This is a genomic window from Amycolatopsis sp. NPDC051373 (genome assembly GCF_040689465.1).
Classification (GTDB): Bacteria; Actinomycetota; Actinomycetes; order Mycobacteriales; family Pseudonocardiaceae; genus Amycolatopsis.
In genome coordinates, this window is sequence record NZ_JBFBAE010000022.1 from 147,941 (window position 1) to 174,355 (window position 26,415).

24 protein-coding genes and 3 pseudogenes are annotated in these 26,415 nt (G+C 67.2%); 17 read left to right on the forward strand and 10 right to left on the reverse strand.

Translation table 11 applies throughout. The annotated features are described in order from the left end of the window. Positions 1-25: 25 nt before the first annotated feature. Together AB0383_RS34720 and AB0383_RS34725 are read right to left on the reverse strand one after the other, a co-directional pair. Positions 26-748, reverse strand: coding sequence for a GntR family transcriptional regulator (locus AB0383_RS34720; protein WP_364188794.1), 723 nt, complete (start codon positions 746-748; stop codon positions 26-28). After that, entirely contained in the window at positions 745-2,103 is a 1,359-nt protein-coding gene (locus tag AB0383_RS34725) for an amidohydrolase family protein (protein ID WP_364188791.1), read from the reverse strand. Before AB0383_RS34725 ends, AB0383_RS34720 begins: the two co-directional genes overlap by 4 nt. A gap of 72 nt (positions 2,104-2,175) precedes the next feature. Between AB0383_RS34725 and AB0383_RS34730 the strand changes: the two genes are divergently transcribed. Then, the gene (locus AB0383_RS34730) at positions 2,176-2,940 is read left to right on the forward strand and encodes an SDR family oxidoreductase (protein ID WP_364188788.1); all 765 of its coding nucleotides are present in this window, start codon (positions 2,176-2,178) and stop codon (positions 2,938-2,940) included. Here AB0383_RS34730 and AB0383_RS34735 read toward each other — a convergent pair whose 3' ends face one another. Next, positions 2,941-3,312, reverse strand: coding sequence for an NAD-binding protein (locus AB0383_RS34735; RefSeq protein WP_364188895.1), 372 nt, complete (start codon positions 3,310-3,312; stop codon positions 2,941-2,943). It abuts the gene before it with no gap. A 117-nt stretch (positions 3,313-3,429) separates the two neighbouring features. After that, positions 3,430-3,833: pseudogene (locus AB0383_RS34740) on the reverse strand (NAD(P)-binding domain-containing protein); the annotation flags it as partial. 184 nt (positions 3,834-4,017) lie between these two features. Here AB0383_RS34740 and AB0383_RS34745 point away from each other — a divergent pair. From AB0383_RS34745 to AB0383_RS34755, 3 genes are all read left to right on the forward strand, one after another. Then, positions 4,018-5,583, forward strand: a complete 1,566-nt coding sequence (locus AB0383_RS34745) for an MFS transporter (RefSeq protein ID WP_364188785.1) — start codon at positions 4,018-4,020, stop codon at positions 5,581-5,583. A 67-nt stretch (positions 5,584-5,650) separates the two neighbouring features. Next, positions 5,651-6,415, forward strand: a complete 765-nt coding sequence (locus AB0383_RS34750; RefSeq protein ID WP_364188783.1) for an oxidoreductase — start codon at positions 5,651-5,653, stop codon at positions 6,413-6,415. A 266-nt stretch (positions 6,416-6,681) separates the two neighbouring features. Then, entirely contained in the window at positions 6,682-7,206 is a 525-nt protein-coding gene (locus AB0383_RS34755) for a general stress protein (protein ID WP_364188893.1), read from the forward strand. Positions 7,207-7,278: 72 nt separating this feature from the next. Here AB0383_RS34755 and AB0383_RS34760 read toward each other — a convergent pair. Then, positions 7,279-7,542 (reverse strand): annotated as a pseudogene (locus AB0383_RS34760) (hypothetical protein); the annotation flags it as partial. Between the two features lie 719 nt (positions 7,543-8,261). On the opposite strand from AB0383_RS34760, the gene AB0383_RS34765 reads away from it, so the two are divergent. From AB0383_RS34765 to AB0383_RS34780, 4 genes are all read left to right on the forward strand, one after another. Next, positions 8,262-8,780 carry a cupin domain-containing protein gene (locus AB0383_RS34765; protein WP_366189541.1) on the forward strand — a complete coding sequence of 173 codons (519 nt, stop codon included), beginning with the start codon at positions 8,262-8,264 and terminating at the stop codon, positions 8,778-8,780. A gap of 144 nt (positions 8,781-8,924) precedes the next feature. Next, on the forward strand, positions 8,925-9,068 hold the full coding sequence (locus tag AB0383_RS34770; protein ID WP_364188777.1) for a hypothetical protein: 144 nt from the start codon (positions 8,925-8,927) through the stop codon (positions 9,066-9,068). A 26-nt stretch (positions 9,069-9,094) separates the two neighbouring features. Next, positions 9,095-10,195 carry an esterase-like activity of phytase family protein gene (locus AB0383_RS34775; protein WP_366189542.1) on the forward strand — a complete coding sequence of 367 codons (1,101 nt, stop codon included), beginning with the start codon at positions 9,095-9,097 and terminating at the stop codon, positions 10,193-10,195. Between the two features lie 209 nt (positions 10,196-10,404). Next, positions 10,405-11,337 (forward strand): NAD-dependent epimerase/dehydratase family protein, encoded by a 933-nt coding sequence (locus AB0383_RS34780; protein WP_366189543.1) that lies wholly within the window; start codon positions 10,405-10,407, stop codon positions 11,335-11,337. 456 nt (positions 11,338-11,793) lie between these two features. Here the strand turns inward: AB0383_RS34780 and AB0383_RS34785 are convergent, their stop codons facing one another. Next, positions 11,794-12,264 carry a PHP domain-containing protein gene (locus AB0383_RS34785; RefSeq protein ID WP_366189544.1) on the reverse strand — a complete coding sequence of 157 codons (471 nt, stop codon included), beginning with the start codon at positions 12,262-12,264 and terminating at the stop codon, positions 11,794-11,796. A 609-nt stretch (positions 12,265-12,873) separates the two neighbouring features. On the opposite strand from AB0383_RS34785, the gene AB0383_RS34790 reads away from it, so the two are divergent. Both AB0383_RS34790 and AB0383_RS34795 read left to right on the forward strand, forming a co-directional pair. Next, on the forward strand, positions 12,874-13,467 hold the full coding sequence (locus AB0383_RS34790) for a hypothetical protein (protein ID WP_366189545.1): 594 nt from the start codon (positions 12,874-12,876) through the stop codon (positions 13,465-13,467). 161 nt (positions 13,468-13,628) lie between these two features. Then, positions 13,629-14,129: a hypothetical protein gene (locus AB0383_RS34795; RefSeq protein ID WP_366189546.1), complete on the forward strand. Its 501-nt coding sequence runs from the start codon at positions 13,629-13,631 to the stop codon at positions 14,127-14,129. A 31-nt stretch (positions 14,130-14,160) separates the two neighbouring features. Here the strand turns inward: AB0383_RS34795 and AB0383_RS34800 are convergent, their stop codons facing one another. The 3 genes from AB0383_RS34800 to pcaD form a co-directional block, all read right to left on the reverse strand. Further along, complete coding sequence (locus AB0383_RS34800; protein ID WP_364188762.1) at positions 14,161-14,898, reverse strand: alpha/beta hydrolase; 738 nt, start codon at positions 14,896-14,898, stop codon at positions 14,161-14,163. A gap of 231 nt (positions 14,899-15,129) precedes the next feature. After that, the gene (locus tag AB0383_RS34805; RefSeq protein ID WP_366189547.1) at positions 15,130-16,512 is read right to left on the reverse strand and encodes an MFS transporter; all 1,383 of its coding nucleotides are present in this window, start codon (positions 16,510-16,512) and stop codon (positions 15,130-15,132) included. A gap of 202 nt (positions 16,513-16,714) precedes the next feature. After that, entirely contained in the window at positions 16,715-17,884 is a 1,170-nt protein-coding gene (gene pcaD, locus AB0383_RS34810) for a 3-oxoadipate enol-lactonase (RefSeq protein ID WP_366189548.1), read from the reverse strand. A gap of 406 nt (positions 17,885-18,290) precedes the next feature. Between pcaD and AB0383_RS34815 the strand changes: the two genes are divergently transcribed. The 6 genes from AB0383_RS34815 (at position 18,291) to AB0383_RS34840 (ending at position 23,622) form a co-directional block, all read left to right on the forward strand. After that, complete coding sequence (locus AB0383_RS34815) at positions 18,291-18,548, forward strand: hypothetical protein (RefSeq protein ID WP_366189549.1); 258 nt, start codon at positions 18,291-18,293, stop codon at positions 18,546-18,548. Further along, on the forward strand, positions 18,542-19,780 hold the full coding sequence (locus tag AB0383_RS34820) for a Rieske 2Fe-2S domain-containing protein (protein ID WP_366189550.1): 1,239 nt from the start codon (positions 18,542-18,544) through the stop codon (positions 19,778-19,780). Before AB0383_RS34815 ends, AB0383_RS34820 begins: the two co-directional genes overlap by 7 nt. A gap of 92 nt (positions 19,781-19,872) precedes the next feature. Next, positions 19,873-20,832 carry a PDR/VanB family oxidoreductase gene (locus AB0383_RS34825; protein WP_366189564.1) on the forward strand — a complete coding sequence of 320 codons (960 nt, stop codon included), beginning with the start codon at positions 19,873-19,875 and terminating at the stop codon, positions 20,830-20,832. A 194-nt stretch (positions 20,833-21,026) separates the two neighbouring features. Then, the gene (locus tag AB0383_RS34830) at positions 21,027-22,253 is read left to right on the forward strand and encodes a GAF domain-containing protein (RefSeq protein WP_366189551.1); all 1,227 of its coding nucleotides are present in this window, start codon (positions 21,027-21,029) and stop codon (positions 22,251-22,253) included. Further along, complete coding sequence (locus AB0383_RS34835) at positions 22,250-22,921, forward strand: response regulator transcription factor (protein ID WP_364188750.1); 672 nt, start codon at positions 22,250-22,252, stop codon at positions 22,919-22,921. The genes AB0383_RS34830 and AB0383_RS34835 overlap by 4 nt, the downstream gene beginning before the upstream one ends. Positions 22,922-23,214: 293 nt before the next feature. Beyond that, on the forward strand, positions 23,215-23,622 hold the full coding sequence (locus AB0383_RS34840; RefSeq protein ID WP_366189552.1) for a hypothetical protein: 408 nt from the start codon (positions 23,215-23,217) through the stop codon (positions 23,620-23,622). A gap of 416 nt (positions 23,623-24,038) precedes the next feature. Here the strand turns inward: AB0383_RS34840 and AB0383_RS34845 are convergent. Further along, a pseudogene (locus AB0383_RS34845) lies at positions 24,039-24,640 on the reverse strand (leucine zipper domain-containing protein); the annotation flags it as partial. Positions 24,641-24,965: 325 nt separating this feature from the next. Between AB0383_RS34845 and AB0383_RS34850 the strand changes: the two are divergent. Next, entirely contained in the window at positions 24,966-25,922 is a 957-nt protein-coding gene (locus tag AB0383_RS34850; RefSeq protein ID WP_364188744.1) for an MBL fold metallo-hydrolase, read from the forward strand. The last annotated feature ends 493 nt before the right edge of the window (positions 25,923-26,415 follow it).

Genomic DNA, 26,415 nt, shown 5'->3' on the forward strand with positions numbered 1-26,415 from the left:
ACCGGTCCACCCCACGAGGACGTGGTCAAGCGTGCTGCGGAGCCCCGTGGTCGGTCAAGTACGCCACCACGTTGTCCCCGACGGACCGCACGTGTTCTTCCATGAGCTTGCTCGACAACTCGACGTCGCCGTCCAGCAGCGCCTTCGAAATGGCCATGTGCTGGCTCGCGCACACCGGCGAGGCATCGATGCCGGGAAGGTCACGCTGGCGCAGCGCGATGATCATCGCGTTCGCGTCGTCGATGAGGCGCGCGAGCCGGGCATTGCCGGTGGCCCGAGCGATCGTCGTGTGGAAGGCCTCGTCAGCGGCGCGGTACGCCGCGAAGTCGCGCTGGTCCGCGGCGACCACGGTGCGCTCGGCCTCGTGCCTCGCGGCGAGGAGGACGTCGCGATGACCGCGTTCGGCGGCCAGTCGCGCGGACTTCATCTCGAGCGCCTCACGCACCTCGTACGCGTCCCGCAACCGGACCGCGGACGGGGTGACGATGCGGTCCGCGCGAGGGCCGTCGGACTCGACCAGACCGACTTCCTTGAGGCGCAGCAGCGCCTCGCGCACCGGTGTCTTGCTGACACCGAGCTGTTTGGCGAGGCCGGCTTCGGTGACACGGCTCGTGGCGGGCAATTTCCCGTCCACGATGGCCTGGCGGATTGTGTTGTAGACCGACATCGCGAGGCTGTCCGGACGGGGCGCGAGACCGAGCGAAGCCTCGGCCTCGTTCTCCTCGGTCCTGTGCGTGAGCTCCGTCATCGCGTCTTCCCTCCCCTTTCCGGAATCAGTTGCCGTCCCGGCTCCCCGGTACCGGTGAACTCGCCTTCGTGCACCAGTTCGCGCCCGCGCGTCCAGACCGACCGGATCCTGCCGCGCACAGCCGTGCCCGCGTATGGGCTGATGCTCGTGCCGTCCGCGAACGAGGACTCGTCAGCCACCCACCTCGCATCAGGATCCCACAAGACCAGGTCGGCGTCGGTGCCCGGCGCGATCCGGCCCTTGCGGTGGTGGCCGAACGCGTCGGCCGGACCGGTGCACAAAACGTGCACGAGGCGCTCCATCGGGACGCCGTTGTCCAGGCCCCACGACAGCATCAGCGGCAGTCGCGCCCCGATCCCGGGGATGCCGTAGTGAGCGTCACCGCACGGCGAAATCCGCCGGTCAACCTCGGTGCGCTCCTGCGAATGGTCGGAGCCGATCGTGTCCAAGGTCCCGTCACACAGCGCTTCACGCACGGCGGCTACGTGGTCTTCTGCTCGCAACGGGGGAGCGACGAGCAGCGCGCCCGCGCGCGGCCCGTCGTACTCGTCCTCGGTGAACAGGAGGTGGTGCAAGCAGGCTTCGGCGGTCACCTCGGTCTCGCGCGCGGCGCGCGAGGACCGCACGTGGTTGATCGCCTCGCGGCTCGACAGGTGCGTCACGTAGAGGCGCCCGCCGGCGAGCCCGGAGATCCCGAGCGCCCGGCGCACGGCGACCTCCTCGAGCACCGGTGGCCGCACACCGCCGAACGTGCGCGGCCCTCGGCGGCCCTCGGCCGAAGCCTCTTCGACGAGCGCTTCGACCATCTCGCCGTCCTCGCAATGGACCTGGACCGGCAGGCCGGCGGCCTTCGCCGCCAGCATCGTGCGGTACAGCCCGTCCCCCGTCGCCATGATCCCCAGCTCGGGGTAGGCGAGGAAGACCTTCACGGCGTCGGCGCCGAGCTCGGCCAGTTCGGCCACGTCGGCGGCGGTGAGCTCATTGGGGCGGTAGCACATCGCGTGCAGGCCGAGGTCCACGGCCGCGAGGCCTTGCGCCACGAGGTCCTGAGCCCGTTTGAACGCGGACACGGTCTCCTCGCCGTCGTCCGGCAAGGAGAACGACAGCGCTGTGGTGGTTCCGCCGAGCGCGGCCGCGCGGGTCGACGGGGTCAGTCCCGCCATGAGGTGGCAGTGCGGATCGACTCCGCCGGGCAGGACGTGCAGGCCGTCGGCGTCCACGACCCGCTCGGCGTTCACGGTCCCGGGCTCTCGGATCGCGACGATCCGCCCGTCGGACACGGCCACGTCGGCGAGCTGCGTGCCCGTGGGTGTGGTCACCAGGCCGCCGCGGAATGCGAGCTTCACATCGTGCACACCCTGAGGTTAGCATGACGGAACTTCATACAGCGAATATGTTATGCGCTGTCCCCACTGTGAGAGGTGCCCATGGATCTCGGTCTTTCGGAACGCGTGTACGTGGTGACCGGCGGTACGAGCGGGCTGGGCTACGCCACGGCGGAAGCACTCGTCCGGGACGGAGCAAAGGTCGTCGTGTCGTCACGGGACGAGGAAAAGGTCGCGAAGGCCGTCGCTTCGCTGGGAGACACGGCGACCGGAGTCGCGGTCGACAACGCCGATCCCGACGCGCCGCGCCTGCTCACCGAAACCGCACTGGCGGCGTTCGGCCGCGTCGACGGCGCCTTGGTGAGCGTCGGCGGGCCGAAGCCCGGGGTCACCACAGCCGTCAGTGACGAGGTGTGGCGGCAGTCGTTCGAGAGCATCTTCCTCGGTACGGTCCGCCTCGTGCGTCACCTGGCTCCACTGCTCGCGAAGGGCGAGGACCGAGCCGACGGCGGGGCGATTGCCTTCGTTCTGTCGAGCTCGGCCAAGACGCCGCTGCCGCGGCTTTCGGTGTCCAACGGGCTGCGCGCGGGCCTGGGCATGCTGGTGAAGGATCTGTCCGACGAACTCGGCCCCCAGGACACCCGGGTGCTGGGTCTTCTGCCCGGCAAGGTGCTGACGGACCGCACTCTCGCACTCGAGAAGGGTGACCCGGAGGCGCGAACCCGAGCCGAAACTGCGATCCCGCTGCGCCGCCTCGGCGACCCGGCGGAGTTCGGACGCATGGCGGCGGTCCTGCTGTCGCCGGCCGCGTCGTACGTGACCGGGAGCTTGGTCTCCATCGACGGTGGAGCCATCCGCGCGCTGTGACTACTCGGGCCGCAACGGCCTACCGGCGAGCTCCTCGAGGAGGGCGACGGCCATCAGCTCTCCGTCCACCGGCCCGAAGCGGGCGAGGGCTTCGCGATGGACTCGGGTGACGACCTGCGACAGCTCCGACGGCACTGCGAAGCTGTCGAACAGGTCGCTCACCACTTCAAGTTCCTCGGTGCATCTGTCAAGCCCGAAGAGGAGCAGGTAGTCACCGCTGAAGACGCGCTGCACATCGTGGTGCAGGAACTCGCTGCCGGCCGCACTGCCGGCCAGTAGTGAGCGCAATGCTTCGACGTCGAGGCCCGCTGCTTGGCCGAGCAGCATCGCCTCGGCGGTTGCCACCGCCTGCCCGAACCACAGCAGGTTCACCAAGAGCTTGGCGCTGTAGCCAAGGCCTGAACCGCCGACCAGCGCGATCCGGTCCGCGTCCGCGACCGCCTCGAGGATCGGCAGAACACGACTGAACGTCGTGGCGTCCCCCGCGGCGAACAGTTGCAGAGTGCCCGCCTCTGCGGCTTCGGGCCCACCGCCATCGGTGCTTCCAGCACCGCGATGCCGCGAGCGAGGGCGTCCTGCTGGATCGGCTTCATGACCAGCGGGGAGCTGCTCGTCATGTCGATCCAGATCGTGCCCGCCGTCAGCGCCTTCAGCAACGGCTCGGCGCCGTGCATCAAGTCCGGGATCTCCGGCACGCCCGGCATAGCCGTGATCAGGACTTCGGCGCGTGCCACGGCTTCAGTGATGTCGGGCTCCCAGCTCGCACCGCGGGCGACCACGCCTTCCTCTGCCTCAGGTCGCGCGTCGCTCGCCACGACGTCGAAGCCGGCGGCGAGCAGATTGCCGGCTATCGGCAACCCCATCCGACCGACTCCGACCAGCGCGATCCGGGCTCCTCTCGGGAGTGCTGTCGTGGCCGTGCTGTCGTCGTCCTGCCCTGCTCGCGCTCACGCTGGCTCCGATGGCTCGGGTACTTCTCTGCTCGCACTGCGTTTGAAGTAGAAAAACGTTCAACTATCGAGCCTGCCTTCTCCCGCTGTCCCCAGGTCAAGGGGATGTCTCGGCGGTCACCTGTGGTTGACATACTGGACCCCGCTAGTAGTTTTAGTGAGTAGCGCCAGTAAATTGGCGGCTGGTTCCCCGGCGGTAGGAGAAGGTGTGAGCACCGAGAACGTGAGGAGCGTGGACCTCTGCGAGGTTCCGCAGGCGCCGTATGCGCGCCGCTGGCTTGCGCTCGGTGTCCTCGCCCTCGTGCAGTTCATGCTCTCGATCGACAGCACCGTAGTGAACGTGGCGCTGCCGTCGATCCAGGGTGACCTGGGGTTCCAGCCGGCCGGTCTCGCGTGGGTAATGAACGCCTACAGCCTCACCGCGGGCGGTTTCCTCCTGCTCGGGGGCCGGGTATCCGATCTGGCCGACCGGAAGCGGCTCTTCATGATCGGTGTCGTCCTGTTTGCCGGGGCTTCGCTGGTGAGCGGGGTCGCGTCCAACCCTGGGACTCTGGTGGTGGCGCGGTTCGCCCAGGGTCTCGGGGTCGCCGTGGTGAGCCCCGCTGCCCTGGCGTTGGCCGTGCTGATGTTTCCGGACGCCCGGGAACGAGCCCGTGCCATCGGCATGTGGGGCGGGTTGGCCGGCCTCGGCGGAACCTTCGGTGTGGTCATCGGCGGAGTTGTCACCAGCGCGATCAGCTGGCGGTGGATCTTCCTGATCAATCTGCCGATCGCCGTCGTTGTGCTCACCGCATCGGTCCGGCTGGTGCCGCGCAGCCCGGTCGAACGGCGTGCGCGGATCGAGCCGTGGGGTGCGGTCCTCGGCACGGCGGCGATGACGACCCTGGTCTACGGCCTGCTAAACGCGAGCAGCCACGCGTGGGGTGGCGCGGCGGTCCTCGTGCCCGTCGTTGCGGGAGTGGTCCTGCTCGGTGCCTTCATCGCGTCGCAGGCGCTGGTTCGTGATCCGCTGTTGCCGCTCGGATTCTTCCGCGACCGCACCCGGTCGGCCGCGAACGTCGCGGCGATCCTCGGCATGGCGTCGTTCATGACGATGTTCTTCGTGCTGACGCTGTACCTGCAGGACTTCGGGCACTACTCGGCCCTGCGGTCGGGGCTGGCCTACCTGCCGTTCGGGCTCGCGATGCTCGTCGGCATCTATGTGAGCACCAATCTCTTGCCGCGAATCGGCATCAAGTTCGGTGTGGCCGGCGCGTTCCTCATCGGCGCCGCAGCGATGCTCTCCCTGGGACAGATCGGGGGCAGCCTGCACTACGCGCAGCTCGTGCTGCCGGCGACGCTGTGCTACGGGTTTGCGCAGGGGGTCATTTTCCCGGCGCTGCGCTACGCCGCATTACACGGTGCCACGCCGTCCGAGGTCGGGCTGGCCGGCGGCGTGCAGAACACCACGCTGCAACTCGGGGGAAGTCTCGGCCTCGCGGTGCTGGTGACCGTCGCGTTGCGGCACGCCGGGGCCTTGGCCGCCGGCGGGGCGAACCCGCAGGAGGCCACTGTGGACGGTTACGTCCTGGCCTTCCGCATCGGTGCCGGTGTGATGCTCGCGGCCGCGCTCCTGGTCTTGTTCTTCTTCGAGCACGTCGCCGCCGCTGCCCGGCCTGGCGCACTCGGAGCAACGCGAAAGGAAACGCCATGACGTTCATCCTCGCCTGATTCGAAACCGTCCTTGTACAGCAAGAAAACATCCGTGAGAGGTAGCAACCATGTACACCCCCACTTCCGCTCTGCCTGACGAGTTCGTCGGCCGCCGCGTGCTCGTCACGGGTGGTTCCCGCGGCATCGGTGCCGCGATCGCGCAGCGCCTCATCGACGGCGGCGCAGTCGTCGCCACCAGCGCCCGCACCAAGACCGACGAAACCCCGAAGGATTCCACGTTCCTCACCGCCGACCTTCGCTCGGCCGAGGGAGCGCGGGAGCTCATCGAGCGTGCGGCCAACGTACTCGGCGGCCTGGACATCCTGGTGAACGCCGCCGGTGCGGCGCGCACCCACCTGGCTGGGCCTGCGGCCGTGCCCGACGAAGAGTGGCTGGATTCGCTCAACATCAACTTCCTCGCCGCGGTGCGCGTCACCAACGCCGCGCTCCCGGCGCTGAAGGAATCCGGCCGCGGCGCGGCCGTGGTCAACATCAGCACCGGTGTGGTCAAGGACGTCCCGCCGCCGGTCGCGCACTACGCCGCGGCGAAGGCCGCGCTGAACGTCTACAGCCGTGCGCTGGCCAAGGCCGTGGCCCCGGAAGGCATCCGGGTCAACATCGTCAGCCCCGGCCCGGTCGAGACCGAAGGCGGACTCGACGTCCTGCGGCCGATCGCCGAGGCGATGGGCGCGCCCATCGAGGCCGTGGGGCAGAGCATCCCGCTCGGCCGCTTCGGCGACTCGCGCGACATCGCCGAGATCGTCGCTTTCTTGGCCTCCGCTCGCGCGCAGTGGATCACCGGGGCGGACTTCGACATCAACGGCGGTCAGTGATCAGCCATTGGCCCTCCGCTGATGTTGCCCTAGAGAAAGCTCTCCAAGGCGGAATCCGCAGGTGCCTGGACATCGGCGCTTGTCCAGCCTGGTGGGCCCGCTCACTGGCCGGCCATCGCCGCCGTCGGGGTGGGTGGTCCTTGGCGCTCCAGTCTCCGCCGTAACGGCCGATCGCGTGCTTGCGCTCAGTAAGACGGTTGCGCAACGCGTCGCAAAGTCAATCGACCCCGTCCAGACCCTTAGCGCAGTCGAACGAAGCACAGGTGATGTTCGTGACCAATCCACTCTCGCCGGGACGGCTGACGCCGGGCCTGCCCAGCCTGCCGACGCCACCATCGGGTTGGCCGATCGGCTCATACGGCACCTATGAAGAAGCACAGCGCGCGGTCGAGTATCTGGTCGACAACGAGTTCACTGTTCAGGACCTGACGATTGTCGGCGTCGACCTCATGCTCGTCGAGCGTGTCATCGGAAGGCTCACTTGGGGCAAAGTGCTGGGCACTGGTGTGCTGTCCGGCGCCTGGTTCGGGCTGTTCGTCGGCCTGCTGCTGGGTCTGTTCAGCAACACCAACGGCACGGCTGCGGCACCGATGGTCGTCGGCCTCGTCGCCGGGGCCCTGTTCGGCGGCGTATTCGCGGCGCTCGGCTATACCGCGTCGCGAGGGCGTCGCGACTTCTCCTCTGCCAGCCAGCTCGTTGCCGGCCGCTACGACGTCCTGTGCGAGCCGCGTAATGCGGAGAAGGGCCGGGAGCTGCTGACCAAGCTCGCTGTAGGGGCTCACCGCAGTTGAGGACGGGCGAGGCTCGTAGTCGCGGTGGTCGAGCAATGATCGTGCGATGTAGTGCGCTTCCCGACAGACTGATCACACTCGCCACCGATGGACCCGTCGCCATCGGGAGTGGGGGTCGTTGACCTTGAGCGGGTCTCCGGTGTCGGACACGAACACGACCAGCAACCGCGCGCGGGCCGTCTGGCTGGTGTTCTGTGTGAGGACGTGGTGGGTGCCCGGCTGCTCGACCCAGTTCTGGCCTTGGTGGAAGGTGCTGATGGGCTTGTCGTCGAGTTGGCTGCGCACGGTGCCTTCGAGCGCGTATGCGTAGACGAACGCCTGGCCGTGCCGTCGCGGCGCAGCGACCGCGCTGGTTGGCCTGGTGCAGCCTCGTCAGCGGGTGTGACGCGGCCGGGATTGACGAACGCCAGGGTCGCCGGGGCCAGGGTGAAGAACGGGAACAAGTCCTCCCGGCCGATCTCCGGGAACTACCGCACCCTCCAGCTACTCGTCCGTGAACACCGTAGCGCCGACCGGCGACTTCCCACCCGAACCCCGAAGGCCCCTGGCCAAGGGCCTACCCAGCCATATCCGCCGGAGTTTTCCTGAGTACTTCGTGGACCCTCGTTGTCGGCGGGGACGCGGTAGAGCGGCGCGACTGAAGGATGTTGGCCGACCCGGCGCAGGCCCCGACGGACTTGCCCGTGGTCCGGCTCCAGTGACGCGGAGCGGACCGAGTACGGCAAAGCACCCCGGCGCGCGAGCAGGTGCCTTGCCCGGATGGGCACCCCACGGGGACCTTCGGGGCGAGTTTTCGCCGACCCCCCGAAAGATTCGCCGTGCGCTTACGCCAATCAAGGACGAGGGCGGCGAACGGTGCCGCAGCCCCTACGGCGATCGGAGCCAGCGATGTCGGTGGAGACCACCGGACGGAATTTCTACCCAGACGACCCGGAGTACTTCATCGCTCAGCTCGCTCGCGCCCGCGAAGCCGTGCCCGCTGAGCCGGACTCGCCACAGAGTGAGTCGGACGACGCCTGCGGCAAGTCAGATCGATGACAACGGGAGAAGCTGCCATGGACGACACAACGCCTCCACCGCTGACGATCGTGCAACCAGGAGAGGGACGGACCGAAAATCTCGGAACTACTGGAGTGGCCTTCAAGCTCTGGAGCCACGAGACAGGAGGTGCTGTGTCGATCGTGGAGCACCCCTTCCCGGTCGGTGCGCTGGTTGCTCCGCATCGGCACACCCGTGAGGACGAGTACTCGATCGTGACCGAGGGGGAGATCGGTTTCCGGTCGGGCGACCGCGAGGTCGTACTCGGCGCAGGTGGGTACATCGCCAAGCCCCGTGGAGAAGTTCACACGATGTGGAACGCGGGCAAGATGCCCGCGCGGATGATCGAGGTGATCACCCCGGGCGGTTTCGAAGGGTTCTTCCACAACCTGTCCGACATGCTCGCAGGCGGCCCGCCCCCCGAAGGCGAGCTGGCACGGCTCGCGGCCGAGTACGGATTGGAGTTCGCCACCCCCGATTGGCTGCCGGACATCGTCGCGCGGTACCAGCTCAAACCACCGCCCAACCGTACCTAGCCCTGTCACGGTGGGCGCGCCGCCGCCGAGTGTGGCCCACTGTCCAGGAGCCGACCGGCGGCAGCAGCCGAGGTCGAGAACCCCCATCCCGTCATCGGGCGCGTACTCGTGCTCGAGTCGAAGAACTGGAGACATGTGATTACCATGCAAAGCCAGAAGGTCGCCGTCATCGCCGGACCCTCGCAGGGCATCGGCGCCGGCCTGGTCGAGGCCTACCGCAAGCTCGGCCACGCCGTCGTCACGACCTCACGCACCATCCCCTCCGGCGAGGACGCGGGCCTCCTGTGATCATGATTATGAACAGGATCCCGCGAATGTCGGTGGTGCTCACCGGTGCGACAGCGGCACTTATGGCCACGGCGATCACAGTGCCTGCCTCCGCCGCCGCGGTGGGTGCTGCCGACGGGCCGGGAACCGGCCCACGGTGCTCCCCGCGGGTGTCCGCGCTCGGTTTCAGCGACGCCCTGGACAAGCGCGTCGTCAATGGTGCCGACGTCGGTGGGCTGTCCTCGCTGGCCTTCGACGTCCGGTCGCATTCCTGGGCGTCTGCTGTGGACAATCACGCCAGTGATCCAGCGCGCATCTGGTTCTTCCGCAACCTCGGAGACCCGAAGCCGGTTCGTGACCCGTTGGTGCTCAGGAAGCCGGACGGCACGCCGTATACCGGGACCGGCTCTGACAATGAGGGGCTCGCCGTGCTCCCGGACGGCGACTACGTGGTCAGCTCGGAAACCGAGCCGTCGATCCGGATCTTCGACCGCGACGGTGTACAGAAAGAGTCGCTGCCGGTTCCGGCGCGGTTCGCGGTCGCCGGTACCACCCCCGACGGTGAGCCAGCCTCCAACGCCACCCTCGAAGGACTGACAGTCTCGCCGTCCGGGCGGGAGATCATCGCCTCCATGGAGGACGCACTCTCCGGCGACGTCTCTGCAACCGGCGACGCCTCCCTGCACCGGTTTCTGGTGTACACCGTCGACGGCACCGGACAATGGCACCTCATCAAGCAGGTCGGATACCGGGCCGAGCCGGATATGCGCATCCCCGAGGTCGCCGCATACCGCGATGACGCGATCCTGGTCGAGGAGGCCGCCTTCGACAGCACCGCCGGCAACAGTGTCGACCTTTTCACCGTGACCGGTCTCAGAAAAGCTGCCGATGTCGGTGCGCTGCCGAACCTTTCAGACGCTCCGCGTGCGGACATCGTCGCCAAGCAACACCTGGCCGATCTGGTGAACTGCCCCACGCTGGGCGCACCTACGAAAGAGGCCCAGGCCAACCCTCTGCTGGACAATTACGAAGGCATGGCCATCACCGGCAACGGCCCAGGCCTGATCGGCGTGAGCCTGATCAGCGACGACAACTTCTCCGCGATGCAGACCACGCGCGTGCTGAACCTGGCCGCACATCTGCCCTGAGCCCGGACGCCCCGATGTCAAGGACGAAGCGTGCGCGACGTTGGCTGTAATAGTCCGCATTTGGGCGAGTCACGTATCCTCCGCTGGGTGAACAGGTAGGACGCCGGGCTGTCCCCTTGGCCCGGCGTCCGGCGGCGGTCTGCAGTAGTGGTCGTTCAAACGAGCACTGAGCCAACGACTGATCACTGCTGGTAGGGCAAAGTCGCCTGATGCACTGCGAGTATTACGGTGATTCCCAACAAACGTCAGCAACGAGGATAACCATGCACGTACTGCTCACTGGTGGTACCGGCTACATCGGAGCCGCGGTGCTGGATCGGCTCGTCTCCAGCGGCCACCAGGTCACTGCCTTGGTCCGCTCCGCCGAGAAGGCCGAGTTGGTACGGGCCAAGGGCGCCCAGCCCGCGATTGCCGACCTGGCAGACCGTGACGCGTTGGAGGGACTCGCCGCGACGAGCGACGGTGTGATCCACTTGGCGTCGCCAGGCGACCAGACCAGTGCGACCGTCGAAGAGGTGGCGGTCACCAGCTTCCTGCGCGCGCTGCGGAACACCGACCGGCCGTTCGTGTACACCACCGGCGTCTGGCTGCACGGCAGCGGTTCGGGAATCACTGAGTCGACCGGCATGAACGCCCCGCGGCTGATCGCCTGGCGCGTGCCGCTCGGCAAGCTCGTGCGCGCAGCGCAGAGCGTCCGGACCTCGGTTATTGCGCCGGCAGTGGTGTACGGCCACGGCGGTGGTTTGCTGAACCGCGTCGCCGCTGGCCCTCGAACCGCCGGAAACGCCCCGGCGCTCACCATGATCGGTCTGGGTGACCAGCACTGGAGCACCGTGCACGTGGACGACCTGGCCGAGCTATACGTGCTCGCGGTGGAGAAGGCCCCACGCGGTTCGTACTTCATCGGCGCCAGCGGCGCGAACCCGACCGTACGGCAGATCACCGAAGCGGTAAGCCGCTCTCTCGGCCTGGCCGGACGCGTCGAGCCCGAACCCGTCATGCAGACGCTCGACCGGCTCGGGCTGCTCGGCAAGGCCCTTCTCCTCGACCAGCAGGCTTCGGGCGACACGGCCCGGCGTGTACTGGGCTGGTCTCCCGTGGGACCGTTGGTCCTCGACGACATCGCGCATACGGACTTCTGAGAGACCCGCGCCCGTCTGTCACTGGGCGAACCGTTGCGCAGACCAGCACGTCTTGCATCGAGGCGGCGGACGTCGTGTGTCCGACGTTGTCCAGCATCACCAGGCCCCCGGCCGGGCCAGGCATGGTGCAGCAGCCATGGCGTGCCGACGATGTTAACGATGTCGAGCACGCCCTCCGTGCGGCGCTGATGGGGGGCCGGTGGGCGTGAGTGGGTTCTTTCGCTGTGGGGCTGGAAGGCTTCACCCCCGCCGTGGCACGGGGAGTGTGTACGACCGGATCGCGTACTGAACGTCGTTGGTGACAGCAACCTGGCCGAGCGGTTGCGCGAGACATCCCTTGGGTTTCGTGGCTCGCTGTATGTTCCGGTGGTGCGCGACGCGAAGCCCTGTCCTGCCTCGAGACCGGGACACGACAGGGCCTGTTCGATTGTTACTGTGGCATACCCGCTGGGGCGTTCAGCAGGGCCGCTGTTCGCGTCGTCCAGCGGCTGCCCGTGGTCGGTCAGCTCGAAGGCGACGTGCTCGCGGCCGAACTGCTCGACCAGTCGTCGCAGCTGGTGTGTCGCGGTCGGCGAGGGCCTGGCGGACGGTGCCCTTGCGGCAACCGGTGAGCGCCAGCACGTGCCCGCGCAGCTCCTCCACCGTCTCGTCGGGGCCGTAGAGGGGGCGGCCTTCCTCCCCGCCGGCGAGCTGCGCGCGGGAGATCATCCGGCACAACCGCTGATACCCGGTCAGGTCGCGGGCGAGGGCGAGCAGGTGAGTGCCGACCGGCTCGGCGGTGTCGCCCTGCGGCTGCGGCAGGCCCAGGGAGAGCTCGACACTGTGACCGGTGCGGATGCCGAGGTCGCGGCCTGCTTCGGCGAAGCGCACGGCGCCGGACATGCCGTCGTGATCGGTCAGCACCACCACATCCAGGTCGAGGCGCACGCTTCCTCGACCAGAGATTCGGGGAGGAGACGCCGTCGAGGAAGGAGAAGAACGAGTGGGTGTGCAGCTCCGCGTTGAGGACGCGCTCGGTGCCGGCCTCTGCCGCGGGGTGGCGCAGCCCCTCGGGCGGGCGGTAGTCGTCGCGCTTGCGCGACCACGCCGGCGAATCCCCGCCATCCCCGTGCACCGTCGGCGCGTTGCGGCCGGAGGCGATCCGTTCCAGCTCCGACCACGGCATCGGCGGGTTGTTGAACGCCACGACGAACTCCCACAACGACTCCTTCGCCGTGGGAAGTCCAGCGACCAGCGACTATCGAACGCGTGTTCGCGTACTCCGCCTGACGTGCGCTGATCGCAACAGGCCGACCGTCACGATGTCTCAATGGGAAATGGGATCCGCCGCTATCTGCCGGTATCGGAATGCCGCTGGCCGCCATCTAGTCCGTGCAAGGTCACACCGCCGTGGCCGGGCGCTGGACTGGGGTCGAACCCATCAATCTTCCTGCTGAGTCCGACCCCTGCGACAATTCCGGCATCTGGGGCAGGGGGTTCACAGTGTTCGTGGGCGCGCTTCGCCGCACCGTTGGAACCGCGGTCCGGCGGTGGATCTTGGTTGTCGCTCTTCTTCTCGGTGTGCTCGGCGCCGTCGCCGTTTCGGTATACGGCTCGCCGACGTTCGCCGCGCTGTCGGATCCGGTGCAGAGCCTCATGTCGGTGCTCGTGCCCTTCACGGGCGCCCTCACAGCAGGTGACGTGCTGCGGTCGCGTTTTCCCGTCCTGCCCAGGCTCCTGGCGGCGTCCGCGCTCGCCGCCGCCGTCGGCGTATTCGGCGCCGTGGTGTGCGCTCTCGCCGCCACGACGTCGTCCGCTGCATTCGTCTGGCACGACACGGGACCCGTGGTCGCCGGGGGTGTGCTGGTGCAGGTGGTGGCGCAACTCGTCGGTACCGGTCTGGGTCTGCTGATCCGCCACCGCGCTACGGCTTGCTTGGCGAGCATCGTGCTCCCGCTCGGCCTATGGTTCGTGCTCGGCGTGGTCTACCCGCCTGTGCAGGCCTGGCTCACGCCTTACCCGTCCGTGCGCAACCTGCTGTCGGGCTCGATGAACGGGCTGGCGTGGGCGCAATGGAGTGTCGTAGTGGTGCTGTGGGCCGTCGGGCTGAATGCGGCCGGGATTGTGCGCGTGCGCCGGGTCCGCACCTGATCCGTGGTGCGGCGATCGACGCGATCCTCGACGGGACCGAGAAGATCACCAAGGCGCCTCGACGCCATCCGCCTCGACCACGCCGCCCAGTCCACGCCCCCGCCCGCGGCGAAGTTCGCGAAGCGCCGGGCGTCGACGTGCACCGGCGCCGCATGAGGGCGGTGGGGCCGGAGCTGGCCACGCCGCTGCGGCGGCTGCCGGTGCCGATCCTGCCGGTACGCCAGGACACCCTCGATTCGTTCCTTCGCCGGAATGAACACCGACACCGAACACCGCGCCCTGGCCGAGGCCCTGCACGTTTGCGCCGCGACCGTGGCGCGCGCCGCTATGTCAGCGACCTCGACGACCACGAGCTGTATGCGAGTGGCACCGGCACGAACTGCCTGCGTCCACCAGCTAGGGCGGAACCTGGGCACAACCGCACGGAGGTTCTCTGGTCCAACCGTCCACTCCGGGCCACCGACACAGACGACGCGACGGCTGACCTGTCCACCCTCACCGAGTTTCGCAACGAGGGCAGCGAGAACAGGGGCGAATGTAACGAAACCCGTTGTCCTGCAACGGAGGGCGGCCAGGCCGTCGACAAGGTCGCGGCGGCGTTCGGCGTCAGCCGCGCCACCCACTACCGCAACCTCACCGAGGCGCAGACGTCAGACAGCTGACCCGCGGCTACCGACCCTTCGCGGCAGCTTTCTAGCGTATTCCGGTCTCACTCCTATCGGAGCTGTCGGACGGGGTGGCGGCGGAGAAGGACGTGGATCGGAGTAGCTCGGCGGTGACCGCCTCAGGTCGGGACAGTGGTGCCATGTGTGCGGCATCGATGCGGGTGACTATGTTCGCGGCGGTGGACATGCGTTCCTGGTCAGCCACGAAGATCGACCGATCCTGCTCGCATACGACGTAGCTGGTCGGGTGTGTGCGTGCCGGTGCGTTGCTGGTGCAAGTGAAACTCGCGCGCGACTGGAGTCGCAGGTTCCGGTGAAATTCGGCGTAGTCGTCGCCGAGGTCGGCGCCCATGATTTCCTGGGCGATCGCCATGTCGTCGGTGACCCGCAGTGCGCCCTCGCCGTGGGGCACCAGCCATTCGTGTGGGTGCGCCGAGCGGATGTCGAGCAGTGTCTCGCCTTTTTTCGGCCAGAACGCGGCGAGGTAGACACTGTGCTGGATCCGCGGATGGTCGGCGACCTCGGTGATCACCATGCCACCGTAGGAGTGCCCGACCAGCACCACGTCCTCGGTAGCCGAGTCCAGAATGGACCGGAGGTAGGCGGCGTCGGCGTAAAGGTCGCCGAGTGCGCCGGGTTCATCACCGACGCTGGGCAGCTGGTCGATCACGCGGGCATCGTGGCCCGCGAGGCGCAGATCAGCGGCGACGTGCCGCCACATCGAGCCGTCGCACCAGGCGGCGTGCACGAGCAAGTAGTTCGCCATGGGATTCCCCTTTGAATCTTAGTCAGACTGAACTTTTGTCAGACCGTGGTGACCGGCCGGACCCTGGTGATTGGATCTGCCGCCGCGGGAACGGGCGCGTCAGGGTGGGATCCGTCTTCGATGAGAGATTCTTCCTTCTCGGAACACGGTGGCAATCGCGCCCGTGGCCATGGCCTCATGGCCGAAGGGTCAAGCTGCTCGGCGAAGGTGACGTGCTGAAAGGGTGGCCGGTCAGTCCTCGGTGCTCGCCACCGGTGACGGTGCGTCGGGGCCGGCCGTGACCGGTGAGGTGAGGTCTGCTCGTGGAGCGCGGGTTCGGGTGGCGCGGGAGATTCTGGCCAATGCAAGGACGGCGACGCCGGCGATGAGGAGCACCGCGCCCATAACCAGGAATACGGTTTGCGGGATTACGCCGTCGCCGAGGGCGTAACCGATCAGTAATGGGCCCACGATCCCTCCGACTCGGCCGATGCCCAGCGCCCAACCGACGCCGGTGGGTCGAATCTGTGGCGGGTAGAGCACGGTGGCGAGTGCGATGACGCTCATCTGGCCGCCGGTGATACAGGTACCGGCGAGGAACGCGGCGCCGAGCACCACCCAGTTCGCTCCAGTGAGGGCGAACGCGAGCGCGGAGACGAACAGTGCGCCGAGGAGGTAGACCACCGCGAGTGTGCCGAACGGGCCGCGTCTGTCCATCGAGGGCCCGATCACGATGGCGGCGACAATCCCACCGATGGTGGTCAGGGCGGTGGCGAGCACGGCGGTGGAAGGGGCGTGTCCGAGTCGACCCAAGATCGCAGGCAGCCAGCTCTGGACGGCGTAGAAGACACCGAGGTTGAGCATGAACGCGATCCACAGGAGTGCAGTGCTGGCCAGCCATTGACGGCGGAACAGCTCGACCATCGGGGAACGTGTCGTGGTCTGCGCCCCGGCGTCGCGGCGTTCGGCGGGGAGAATCCGGATATTCGATGCGAGGTCGGGGTCGAGGCGGCGGAGGGTGGAGCGGGCGCGGGAGGGGTTACGGGGCAACAGGTAGCTGGGGGAGTCCGGCAGCAACCACAGCAGGACCAGAACCAGGAGCAGAGGCAGGAGGCCCCCGAGCACGAACATCGGGCGCCATCCCCACTCCGGGATGACCGCTCCGGAAATCAAGCTGGCGACGACGAATCCCAGGGCCAGCCAGCAGTAGATCAGCATGACGAATGACGAGCGACGACGGGTGGGGGCGAACTCGCTGGCCAGGGCAACGGCGCTGGGGATGGTCGCGCCGAGTCCGACGCCGGTCAAGGTGCGCAGCGCGATCAGCTGGGTCCCGTTCACGGCGGCTGCGCACAGCAGGGTGGAGACGGCGAACACCACGGTGGAGCTGATGATCAGTCGGCGGTGTCCGATGCGGTTGGCCAGTGGTGAAAGGGCCAGGTAACCGATCATCAGTCCGACGATGGACGCGGAGAATATCGGCCCGAGGGCGGCAACCGGGAGAGACCATTCCTTGGCCACGGCCGGGGCGACAAAGCTGATCATCTGGGTGTCGAGACCGTCGAGGAACATGACCAGACCGGTCAGCGCCAGGACCAGGTAATGGAACCGTCCCACCGGTCGATGGTCGATCATTTCGTCCAGGCGTACCTCGGGACCCTGGTCTGCTACTTGAGACATAGCGATATCGCCTTTCGTTGAATTACGCGACCGCCGCTTGCGCCAGTTCGAGCATTTGTGAAATACCTGGTGGATCTTCTTAGGTGAATGTGGCTGTGCCGGCCCGCAAATCTTCCCAGGATGGACGTGTTCGTAACTTATAGTGGCTCAGATCGGATCAGTTGTCGTATTCCTGGATAATTTTATTGGCAATGGAAAACGCGGTGTTCGCCGCGGGAACTCCGCAGTAGATGGCCGACTGCAGCAGGACTTCCTGGATGTCGACGGGAGTGAGTCCGTCCTGTAGTCCGGCCCGGATGTGCATGGCGAGTTCCTCGTGATGGCCGTTGGCGATCATTGCTGTCAGGGTCATGCACCGGCGGGTTGTTCGCGAGAGGCCGGGACGGGTCCAGACTTCCCCCCAGGCGTAGCGAGTGATGAAGTCCTGGAAGACGGAGGTGAACTCGGTGGTCCGGGCGATCGCCCGATCCACGTGGGCGTCGCCCAGGACGACCCTGCGTACAGCCATGCCGGCCGCATAGCGGGAGCCGTCGTCACCGGGGGCAGCCCAGTCGCGTGCCTCGGTGTCGTTGTCGAGATGGCTGCGCAGCGCTGTCAGTACGGAGCCGGGACGTTCGACCGTGATGAGGTGCGCTGCGTGTGCCACCTCGGTGAGGCTCGCTCCAGGGATCCGGTCGGCGAGGAGGCGGGAGTGGTCGACCGGTGTCGCGAGGTCTTCGCGACCGGCTACGACCAGGGTGGGCGCGGTAATGCGGCCCAGTTCGGCACGGAGGTCGAACGAGGCCAGCGCGTCGCAGCTCGCGGCGTAGGCTGTGGCGTCGGTGGCCCGTAGGTCGGCCACCATCCTCCGGGCCGCGGGATCGTCCACGAAGGATGGGGTGAACCATCGGCCGGCTGCGGTGTCGGCAACAGGACCGATGCCCTCGGTTCGGACGAGGTGTGCCCGTTCGCGCCAGCCGCCGGGCTCCCCGAATCGGGCCGAGGTGCAGATGAGCATCAGCGAGGTGACGCGCTCGGGGTGGTTGACGGCCAGCCACATGCCGACGGCGCCGCCGAAAGAGATCCCGGAGTACGCGAAGCGGTCGATGCCGAGTCGGTCGGCGAGAGCGAGGACGAGACCGGCGACGTCACCGACAGTGGGGACGGCGGGTAGTAGTCGGGCGAGGGAGCCGCCGTGCCCTGGTAGGTCGTACCGGATCACCTGGCGGCCACGAGCCAGGGCTGCCGCCTGCGGCTCCCACACGGCCAGCGAGGTGCCGAGGGACGGTCCGAGTATCAATGGGGGCGCGCTGCCTGCGCCGGCTGCGCGATAGTGCAGGACGGTCATGCTGTGCCTCTCGGACTGGGTTTTCAGGGTGGCGTGCCGGACGCACCTGGCCACTGACGAACCGTGAACATATTTGGCACCGTGCGATTTGCACAGCAGAGCCAGGGCGTTCCTCGCGCCGGAGCCGGCTTTCCCAAGAGTGCCGTACTCGGCCGGCGCATTGGTGGGACCGGCCGAGTTGCGTGATTCTGAAGCGTCACGACTGTCGGTGTCAATGCACGGTTCAGATTTCCCGGGGGATCTGCGGTCTGCGCTGCCGCAAGGGGTGGGCGAACAATCGATCGTCTACGTCAGATGACGTAGGCAGTATGTCGAATGACCTAGTGCGCTCTGGGGGGAAAGACCGATTGCTGCGTCCACGAGCGCGCCGTAGGTTCGATCCAGTAGGTGATAGGAGGGACTCAAATTGACATCGATCGTCCATCTGCTGGATGACGCGTGCATTGCGATCCTCAACGGTTACCGAGACGGGTGGACGAAGCCGTCGGAGTTGCGCGTCAGTCCCTCCGGGTACGAATCCGTTGCGCTGGTGAAGCGCTTCGAAGTGTCCCGCGGAAATCCATTGGTACTGCTCGATCTCGATGTTGTCGTCGATCGCTCGCTCGAGGGCGACAAGACGGCCATCACGTGGGCGGGAACGCCGGAACAGGAGTCTCAATGCTGAGTGCTGAGGAGAACGCGTATCTCTGCCGGGTCGGGCCGGGCACGCCGATGGGTGCGCTGCTGCGCCGGTACTGGCTCCCGATCTGCCTCTCGAGTGACGTGGCCGAGCCGGACGGACCCCCGAGGAAGTTCCGCTTGGTCGGCGAGGATTTCGTGGTGTTCCGTGATTCCTCTGGAACCGTCGGCGTGCTGGATGAGAAATGCATGCACCGCGGCGCTTCCCTGGCGATCGGCCGGGTGGAGGACTGCGGTATCCGTTGCCTGTACCACGGGTGGAAGTTCGGGGTGGACGGGTCGATCCAGGAGACACCCAACCTCCCCGACTCACGGTTCCGAAACCGGCTGCGGGCGCCGGCTCACCCGGTGCACGAGGCCGGTCAGATTGTGTGGGTGTACCTGGGCCCGGCGGACAAGCAGCCTCCGCCGCCGAGCTACGTGTGGATGAACGTGCCGCCGGGACACCTGGCGACGACGAAGATGGTGCACAAGGGCAACTTCATCCAGGGGGTCGAGGGAGAGATCGACTCGTCCCATGTCGGCCTGCTCCATCAGACCGAGATCGCCCTCGCCCGGACGGGTGAATACGACCCGGAGGGTATTGGCCGGGACCGCTTCCCGACGACCGACGACGCTCCGGTACTCGAGGTCGAGGACACGAAGTTCGGCTTCCACTATGCGGCGATCCGGAAGCTCAAGGGTGAGCACGAAGGTCAGTCCTACGTTCGCGTGACGCCGTTCATCATGCCGTTCCAGGCGCTGATCCCCCCGATGAACCTGGGTTTCATGTACGTCCCGATCGACGACACGCACACCTGCACGTACGTGGTGACGGGCGATCCGGCCAAGCCGATCGACAAGGCGGAATGGCTGAAGTGGCGAAGCCTCGAGGATGTCCAAGCGCCGGACTACACCCTGAATCCTAAGCAGGATCGCGAGGCGATGGTGGCGGGCACCTCGTTCTCGGGCGTGGCCGGCCTCATTCCCCAGGACGCACTGGTGACCGATTCGATGGAACCCATCGTCGACCGGTCGAAAGAGCACCTCGTCGCGGCGGACATCGCGGTCGTGCGCATGCGCCGCCTGCTGATCGACGCGGCGCGCCGCGTCGAGGCCGGCGGCGATCCCGAAGGCCTCGACGGTTCCGTTGACTGGGCCAAATTCACCGCCGGATCGGGAATCATCGCCCAGGGGGTCCCGTGGCAGACGCTGGTCCCGACGAACGTCACTGATTGATCGAACCACCATCGCTTCCGAAGGCCGTCCTACCTTCGCTGGTCGGCCGGCCTTCGGAAGTGACAACGATGTGGAGTTGAACGGTGCCTGAGATGGACACGACGCGGCGAGAGGTCGAACTCGACCTTGTGGTGCGGAAGCGGACCGTCGTCGCCCAGGGTGTCGTAGAGCTGGTGCTGTCGAGCCGGTCGGGAGAGGGTCTTCCCGCGTGGGAAGCCGGGAGCCACGTGGATCTTCTCCTCGATGACGGGCTCGTGCGGCAGTACTCCCTCTGCGGTCGCCCGGCGCGCGACGAGTGGAGGGTCGCGGTGCTGCGCGAGCCCGACGGGCGCGGCGGGTCCGCGTACGTCCATGATCGGCTGGCCGAAGGCGCCTCGGTGCGAGTTCGGGGGCCGAGGAACAACTTTCCGCTGCTGCCCTCGCCGCGCTACCTGTTCATCGCCGGCGGTATCGGGATCACGCCGATCCTGCCGATGGTCGCCGCGGCCGAGGAGGCCGGCGCTCAGTGGCGGTTGGTGTACGGCGGGCGCACCCGCGCGTCGATGGCGTACAGATCCGAGCTGGTATCGAAGTACGGGGACAAGGTCGTCGTCTGCCCTGAAGACGAGACCGGCCGACTCGACCTGGACGAGTGGCTCGGGGCTCCGGCCGACCACGTACTCGTCTACTGCTGTGGGCCAGAACCCTTGCTGCTCGCCGTCGAGGACCGGTGTGCGAACTGGGCGGCCGGCTCGCTGCGGCTGGAGCGGTTTGTCCCGAAGGCGGTACCCGATCCGGCAGACCACCAGTCGTTCGAGGTCGAGCTGGCCCGGACAGGCGGTACGGTGACGGTATCGCCCGGCGAGACCATTCTCGCGGCGGTCGAACGCGCCGGGGCCCGGCCTCCCTATTCGTGCGAGCAGGGTATGTGCGGGACCTGTGAGACGAAAGTGCTTTCCGGGACGCCGGAACATCTCGATTCCATCCTCACGGATGAGGAACGCGAAGAAGGCAAGACGATGATGATCTGTGTTTCTCGAGCCGCGTGTCCCAAGCTCGTGCTCGATTTATGACGTCACGCAACCAGCCGGTCACAGATCCGATCTGGTCTCCGGGGTCCACTGACATTTGGCGTGGTAACCTTCAAGGTCCACTCAGCGTGGTGAGGTTGCCCTGCCGCGGGAGGAGATCGGAACTTTGGCTCTCTTGTCAGTCAATGCGGCAGGCGATGATGGCTGTTGATCGAGGTTTTCATGCAATGTCGCGGGTGGCGGCGACCCTGGCGGGATCGGGTTCGCTGCCCGACACTCTCGCGGCATTGGCGAGCGAGGTTCGGCAGTTGGCCGGACTTGCGGCCGTTCATATCCGCCTCAGCGACGCAGGCCGGAGCGCACTGCCCATCGGTGCCTTGTCGGGTCTACCCGGAACTGCGGATGAATTGCGCGACCGGCTCATCCAGTGCGAGGCTCTCGGCGCCGAAATGGTCTCCCTTAATGCCATAGCGGAACGCAGGCCCGTCGTCGTATCCCGTCGCTGGGAAACCTTTCGCAACGATCCTTCGTGGGCGCCGATCATGTCGATCCATCAGGCGATCTCCTGGGAGAGCTTCGTGGCCGCGCCTTTGATCTCGCACAACGGCGTGCTCGGTTACCTGAGTGCCTTCTATCCGCCCGGGCGGAACCCAGATCCCGACGAGATCTACTTCCTGTCGGCCGTCGCGGACCAGGCCGCGGTGACCATCGACCACGCAGGGATGATCGTCGACAGCCGCGCCCGCGCGGCGATGGAAGAGCGCCGTAAGTTGGCCAGTGATCTGCATGACTCCATCGTGCAAGAGATGTTCTCGTTGTCGATGCACGCCCGGGCCATCGGGCTCACCAACGAGGCCTCCGGGGCCGAGGCGGTGGCCAAGATCCGTGCCGACGCCGCCCGGGTGGTAGATCTGTCCCAGTCGGTGGTGAAGTCGTTCCGTGCGATGATCGCGGAATTGCGGCTACCTCAGCCCAAGGAGAGGTCCGTGGTGATGTCGATCCGCGAGTGGGTCGCGGCGACGAGTCGCGACACCGACCTCGCGGTGAAGGTCGTCGACGAAGTCGGCGAGATGGACCTGCTTCCCGACCAACAGGAGGAATTGTGGTACTTCATTCGTGAGGCGTACCACAACGTCACCAAGCATGCCCGGGCGAAGAACGCGGTGATTCGATTCGCGCAACGTCGCGAGGAATCTCGAACGCTCCTGGTCATCGAGACATCGGATGACGGGGTGGGATTCCAAGAACGCAGTTCTCTCCCCGGCCATGTGGGTCTGATCTCGCTGAGCGAGCGCGCAGGGCGGCTCGGGGGGAAACTCACCATCGTGACAGCTCCCGGCAACGGCACCCTCGTACGTCTCGAGTTCTGCCCTGCCGACACCGGAAGCAGGGCACGCCCCACTGAGGGAGCCGCCGAGATCGAATGGCAGGAGCCGAGCGACCCGACGGGCGAGGAACCGTGAACGAGCCGCCCTCCGAGCAGATCCGGCTGATGCTCGTCGACGACCACGCGGTGGTCAGGGCCGGCCTGCGTTCGTATGCTGACGCGGTTCCCGGGTTCTCGGTGGTGGGCGAGGCCGTCGATGGGGCGGACGCGCTGGGGCGCCTGGCGGAACTGGCCCAGGAGGGCCGGCTACCGGATGTAATCCTCATGGATCTGGTCATCCCGGGTGTCGACGGGATAGAGGTCGGAAGTCTGATCACTGCGCGGTATCCCAGAGTGAAGATCCTGATCATGACCAGCTTCAGTGAGATAGCGAACGTCCGGCGGGCCATCGATGCCGGCCTGTCCGGTTACCTCCTCAAGGATGCGGGGTCCGACGAGATCGTCGCGGCGGTGCGGGCCGCGACTCGCGGCGAGCTGTATCTGGACTCCGCGGTCACCCGCAGCTTGACCGATCCAGTCGAACCAGATGGCGCCGGCCTCGACGGACTGACGCCGCGTGAACGTGAGGTGCTGATCCACCTCGCGGCCGGGCAGTCCAACATCCAGATCGCGCAGAAGCTGCAGATCAGTGAACGCACCGCCCGCACGCACGTCAGCAACTTGTTCGCCAAGTTGGGGGTTGTCTCACGGACCCAGGCAGCGCTCCTTGCCGTCCGTGAGGGCCTGACGTCGGAGTCCGCCTGATCTGGCTTGTGGGGTTCGGGTAGCAGACCTCGTCTGCGCCAGTCGCCTGCGAAACTCCGATCGACAGGTCCGTTGGTGAGGCGTGCTGTAAATGGCCAACCCGGAGAAGAACACGGCCTCTCCCCGTCCGCCGTGACCGACCGAGCGAACAGCCGGGGTCCGACCACTGAGGTCGTGCGGGCCCCGCGCGAGCGCGGCGAGCCACGCAAGGTACGGCGTGAAGCTCTTGAGCCGCTGGCTGACCTGCAGCTCGGCCCGCGCGTCGGGTTGGTCGGCGTCGACCTCGGAGAACAGTGACAGCATCGCACCGGCCGTCGCGCTGGCCCGGCGCGGCGGCAGGGCGTGGCCCCAGCACGGCCGGCCGTGAGGCCGCGGGCGAGCAGCTCGTACGCGGCCGCCAGCCCGACCACTCCAGTGCCGATCACGGCGACGTCGACCACACGCCCGGTCACGCGGCCCCGCGAATCCGCGTGTCCCCGGGCGGCGCGTCCTCGAAGACCGGGAAGGGCAGCAGCGGGTCGCCGACGCCGTGCAACTGCTCGGTGCGGCTCTCGAAGAACACCAGCCGGCGCAGGACGTCCGATCGCCGATCGCCGATCGGCGAGCAGCACAGCGGCCGCGCGCAGATCGGCGACAACGGCCTGCAGATCAGGCTGAACGAAGCCGCGCGCAAACTGGTCAGCTTCGACCGAACCTCGTGAACGCCAGCCCGCGCTCCGGTCGACCTCGGCTTGCCGGTGATCGTCGATCAAGGCCCTGAATCATGATGGCCTTCGACCGTTCGTCGCGCTGGCCACGGGGAACACGAACCCGCGCGCCGACTGAAGGTGCCAGGGCCGCCGACCTCGACCGTCAAGCCCACTTCGGCAGGTTGTGGAAAGCTCGTGGTTATCCACAAACCCGTCAGATCACCACCGCCAGAGTCGCGACTCTGCGAGCCTCATAACGTCGACAAACGAGAGCATCTTCGGCCCCCTGCCGGTGTGCGAGCCCGACCTCGACCCGTCACCCGCGCCGGCGACACCGGCAGACCTGCCGTGGCTGGTGATGCGGTTCGACACTGCTGAGCCCGCGACGCGACTGACATCGTTCCCGCGCTGACATCGCGGACGGCACCTTCGGTGTAGGCCAGGCGTGAGTAGCCGTCGACGGCGGAGTGCAGGTAGGTGTAGCGGGCCCGCTGGCCTCGGGTTTTGCCCCGGGCGACCAGCCGGTCCTGGTCGTTGCCTTTGCCGTGGACGCGCCAGCCACCGCCATCGGGGATCCGGCCGGTCTTCTTCACATCGAGGTGGATCATGTGCCCGGGCCAGCGGGCGATAATCCGCCGTGGCTCCCGATTGGTGGCGCCGGTCGGGCGAGGAACCGACGCCGGTTCAGCCCGAGGTGGTGCAGGTGCCTGCCCACGGTGCGGACCGAGATGGTGATGCCGTCGGCGGCCAGTTCGGTGGCGATCCGGCGGGCGGAGTACTTCTGCTGCCGGCGCAGCTGCTCGATCCGGGTTACCCCTTCGGCGGGAGTGGCGGTGGGCTGGTGGTGCGGCACGCTGGGCCGGTCGAGCAGGCCTGTCTCGCCGTGGCGGCGCCAGCGGTTGACCCACTTGGATGCGCAGTGAGGGGAGATCCCCATCTCGGCGGCGACGTGGGCGATCGGGCGGGTCTGGCAGCGCGCGACGAGCCTGCGCCGGCCCTCGACAGACAGCGGAGCATTACGGTGGTGCACGGACGGGTCTTTCTCTCGGCGGATGTGTTGGTCGCACTTCCATCCTGCCGCCGAAAGACCCGTCCCTCGCCTCAGGCCCAGACAGCCGACACCAACGTCACGACCCGCAACAGCTAGGAATAGCCGGTGCGCACCCGCCTCAACCGTGAGCACCAGTCGGCGGATGCCGCCTTGCGGTACCAGGCGGGTGGGGCCGCCGGAGTGGAGGCCGAGGCAGCCGGTTCGGCCCCCCGGAGGACTCGAGGTAAGAAGCTGCTCACCGAAGGCGCTCATTCTCTGAAGCGACCTAATCTGCTACAGCCAGTACTCAGCGAGGGAGCCACACGTGTCAAAGCCATTTGCCTCTGCCGGCGACACCGCCCCGAAGGCCGAGGCTCTGGAGTCCATTGGAGACGGCATTTGGGCTCTCACCGAGAGTGACAACAACGTCGGTGCCATCGAAGGCGAGGACTTCCTCGTAGCGTTCGATGCGCGTGCGACGCCGCTGATGGCGCGGCGGTGGCTTGAGGAGCTGCGCCAACACACTGACAAGCCGGTCAAGTTCCTGGTGCTGTCGCACTACCACGCCGTTAGGGTCCTCGGCGCCACAGCATTCCAGGCCGAGCAGATCGTGGCGTCCGCTGAGACCGCGCGCCTCATCGCCGAGCGTGGGAAAGAGGACTGGGACGTCGAGCTCGGCCGCCTGCCCTGGTCGTTCGACGGGCACGAGGAGATCCCGGGGCTGACGTGGCCGACGATGACCTTCGACCGGAACCTCAGCATCGACCTCGGCGGCAACCGCGGCACGGTGGAGCTGTCCTGGCTCGGCAAGGGCCACACCTCCGGCGACATCGTCGCCTATGTTCCCTCACAGAAGGTCCTGTTCACGGGTTGTATGGTGGAGAACGGTTCGGTCGTCTACAGCGGCGACGCCTACCATCGCGACTGGATGACCGGTACCCTGGACAAGATCGCCGAACTGGATGTCGAGGTGCTGGTCGGCGGCGGTGGCCAGATTGCACACACCAAGGCTGAAGCCCAGCGCGCGATCGACCTCACCAGGGACTTCATCACCAGGCTGTTCAGGGCCGTGGAGAACGTGAAGAACGCCGGCGGCGATATCAGGGACGCTCACCGGGCCGCTCGTGAACAGTTGCTTCCGGACTACGGTGGCATGCCAGTGTTCGAGCCCGCGATGGTCTTCGACGTCCAGCGCGTGTGGGAGGAACTCGACGGCAAGGCTCCCGCCATCTGGAGCCTCGAGCGGGACCACGAGGTCCGGAGCCAACTCACGAAGGACTGATTCTCTCTCCTCTGTCGGCTGGGGTTGGCAGGGCGAGGATGTTGTGGGCCCGACGTGGGCCGGGCGGTTCCTGTGTCAGGAAGGAGGTGCCGATCTGTCGGGGACAGCGGTCTTCGTCCACAGCTCGTCCCACTCGGCGTCCGGTTCCGACGACCAGGTGATACCGCCCCGGTCTCGTGCGCCGCGTAACCCGGGCGGGTCGAGATCGTGAGGCTGCGGATGCCAACGGAGGACCTCATGGGCGAGACCTTTCCGGGTTGGCGGAACGCCACAGCGCCGCAGTACACGCCCCGAGGCCGTCGCTCGATCCTGGCGATAGGTCCGGCAGCCTTGGGGCTCCAGTAACCGAGCCGGCCGGGAAGAGCGCATGGAAGAAGACACTCCACCATGCCGATTCCGGGGCGGGCCAGAGCCTGGACTGTCGAAGTCACCGGGCGCGGGGCGGTTGTTATGGAGATCCCTAGATCCAGCCTCGGCGCCGTTCGGGCGGTCG